This is a genomic window from Oleiphilus sp. HI0132, from assembly GCF_001635845.1.
Genome location: NZ_LWGJ01001372.1, coordinates 1 through 2,841, shown reverse-complemented (window position 1 = coordinate 2,841; position 2,841 = coordinate 1). Strand labels below are relative to the sequence as shown.

Sequence of the window (2,841 nt, the reverse complement as noted above, 5' to 3'; positions counted from 1 at the left end):
TAGGGCGAAGTTGACTGCCTTCCAGTTTCAAAACCGCCGCCGCATCGAACGGAAATATATTCTGCATATTGTTAAGCAGTCGCTGATAGCGACTTGCTTCAGGTAAGTCTCTAGGGAGGTCGGAAATGATCGCCGTAATCGTCTCGAATAATGAACCTGTTGTTGTCATATCTACCTCACTGTTGTCGAAATGATTTCTTGCTAAGGCGGTCATTATGATTTCCCTTGTTATAAATATTGTTATTTTTCAGCGCTTTATGTGTTGGTACGAAACTTGAGTATAGCTAGGTGAGACCTCCGGAATCGAAGCGGAGTATGGCAGTGAGGGAGCGGTGTTAATTTGATTGAGGTCAAGTAAACCGTCTTTTCAAATGATCTATCCACGAAGGAAGGAGGTATCTACCACTTTAAGGGTAGGTGTGGTTAGAGAGGAAGATAACGTTTTGAGAGAGACGTTGTAAGAAGATAGCAACACATATTTTTGGAGTAGTAACTTTTTTCGAACATAGCACTTCTTATAGCTTTATTGGGGATTCACGGCTTAAAGGGGGAAGTCGGACAAAAGACCCAAACGACAAATAGCGACAACAATTAACAGGAGTTCGCATACGATGAAGAACACAAAACATATATTGTCAGCATTAGCTCTAGCAATGGGCGTTGGCATGGGAGCCGGGGTTCAGGCAGCAACAAACACTGCACCAACCTTAACCCCTGAAGAATTCGACAAAGCAAAATCCATGTACTTTCAGCGTTGTGCGGGTTGTCATGGTGTATTACGTAAGGGGGCAACAGGTAAAAGTTTGATGCCTGAAGAAACCCTTAAGAAAGGAACCAAGCGTCTGTCTCGTATTATTGAGCTAGGTACTGAAGGTGGCATGAACAACTTTGATGATCTCTTCACTAAAGATGAGATTGACCTTCTTGCGAAGTATATTCAGTTGGAGCCTCCTGTTCCACCAGAGATGTCTTTAGCGATGATGAAAGAGCGGACCAAAGAATATATCGCTCTTAAAGACTATCCAACTAAACCTCTACATGGCCGTAATTGGGAGAACTTCTTTGTTGTCATTGAGCGTGATGCAGGTCTTGCTGCCATCATCGATGGTGACAAACATGAAATTGTTGCACACATCGATACGGGTTATGCAGTACACGTAATCAAGGGTACTGAGCACCATAAAACTGATCATGCGAAAGACGTAGGTCGTTTCTGGTACACCATTGGTCGTGACGGTAAGGTTAACAAGATCGATTTATGGCAGACGCCAGACAAGATGTTGGTAGCTGAAACTCAAATGGCGTATGACGCACGAGATATCGCTGTTTCCGGTGATGGCAAATATGTTATCGCTGGTGGTTATTGGCCTCCGCACTTCGTAATCATGGATGCAGAAACACTTGAACCTCTGAAAGTAGTTTCTTCTCGTGGTGTTAATGTTGACGGTGAGTATGTCGAAGAGTCTCGCGTTGCGGCGATCTACACAACACCTAATGAGCCAACTTGGATGGTTGCGATCAAAGAGTTAGGTCAAATGTGGCAGGTTGATTACAGCGACATCAATAACCTACGTATTGATCAAATGGATACTGCTAAGTTCTTGCATGATGGTTTCTTTGACCCAACAGGTCGTTACTTCCAAATCGCAGCAAACGCTTCAAACAAGATGGTTGTTGTTGATACGAAAGATCGTAAGTTAGAGAAAATGATCGATGTTGCTTCATTGCCTCACCCGGGTCCTGGTGCTAACTGGACTGATAAAGAGTGTGGCCCTGTTGGTGCAACGACTCACCTAGGTATTGGTGAAGTATCTGTTTGGGGCAACGACCCGATTGGTCATCCTGACCAAGCGTGGAAGCTGTGCTACACAGTTGAGACAGACGGTGCGGGCGTATTTATTCGTACCCATCCAACATCTCAATATGTATGGGCAGATCAGCTTAAGCACCCAGAGACAGAAGTTCAGCAAAGTGTTCAGGTATTTGATAAGGACACACACGAAATCGTTAAAACTATTCGTGTAACTGAAGAAGAAGGTAAAGCGGCCTTGCACATGGAGTTCAACAAAGATGGTACTGAGGTTTGGGTATCTGTCTGGAACCGAACTGACAACAAGAACCCAACTGGTGAAATCGTTGTTTACGATGCGAAGACTCTTAAAGAGATTACTCGTATTAAAGGTTTAACAACGCCTACTGGTAAGTTCAACGTGTTTAACCGTGCTAACCACAAAACCTAATTACCGTTAGTAATAGTTATTTAGGTAATTAGTACTCCTGAAGAAGAGTACTTAGGTGCTCTTCTTCAACCTTCTCGGATTTAAGTAATTGAATTTTAGAATATTAAAGTTCTAGGGAGTCTCATCAATGAGTGCAGCAAATTTTGTTAAAGGTCTGATGGCGAGAAAAATATTGTTCGGGGCGACAGTCACGGCAGCATTATTTTTCATGTTAGTCGGTGTCATCTTCTGGGGCGGATTTAACACTGCGATGGAGCAAACCAATACCCTAGAGTTCTGTATCAGTTGTCACGAAATGGAAGACAACGTTTATAAAGAATACCAGTCAACTATTCACTACACCAACCGCAGTGGCGTTAGAGCAAGCTGTTCAGATTGTCACGTGCCTGATCCATGGGTGCATAAAGTTGTTCGTAAGATAAAAGCTTCTAATGAGTTATGGCATAAAGCTTTGGGAAGTATTGATACGCCAGAAAAGTTTGATGCCAAGCGCTTCACGATGGCAAAGAAAGTTTGGGGTGAAATGAAAGCGACAGACTCACGCGAGTGTCGAAACTGTCATGACTTCGAAACCATGTTGCCAGAAAACCAAAAGCCTCGC

3 protein-coding genes are annotated in these 2,841 nt (G+C 43.4%); 2 read left to right on the top strand and 1 reads right to left on the bottom strand.

The window, feature by feature from the left end; translation table 11 throughout:
* Positions 1-214: hypothetical protein (locus A3766_RS21050; protein WP_197479663.1), on the bottom strand; the 214-nt coding region annotated here is incomplete at its 3' end.
* Positions 215-611: 397 nt separating this feature from the next.
* On the opposite strand from A3766_RS21050, the gene A3766_RS21045 reads away from it, so the two are divergent.
* Positions 612-2,240 carry a cytochrome D1 domain-containing protein gene (locus A3766_RS21045; RefSeq protein WP_068642934.1) on the top strand — a complete coding sequence of 543 codons (1,629 nt, stop codon included), beginning with the start codon at positions 612-614 and terminating at the stop codon, positions 2,238-2,240.
* Between the two features lie 127 nt (positions 2,241-2,367).
* The coding region (locus A3766_RS21040) for a NapC/NirT family cytochrome c (RefSeq protein WP_197479662.1) at positions 2,368-2,841 on the top strand (474 nt) is incomplete at its 3' end.

Excerpts from the sequence above, each read along its gene's own strand:
- A3766_RS21045 (WP_068642934.1), top strand. The coding sequence starts at position 612 with ATGAAGAACACAAAACATATATTGTCAGCATTAGCTCTAGCAATGGGC.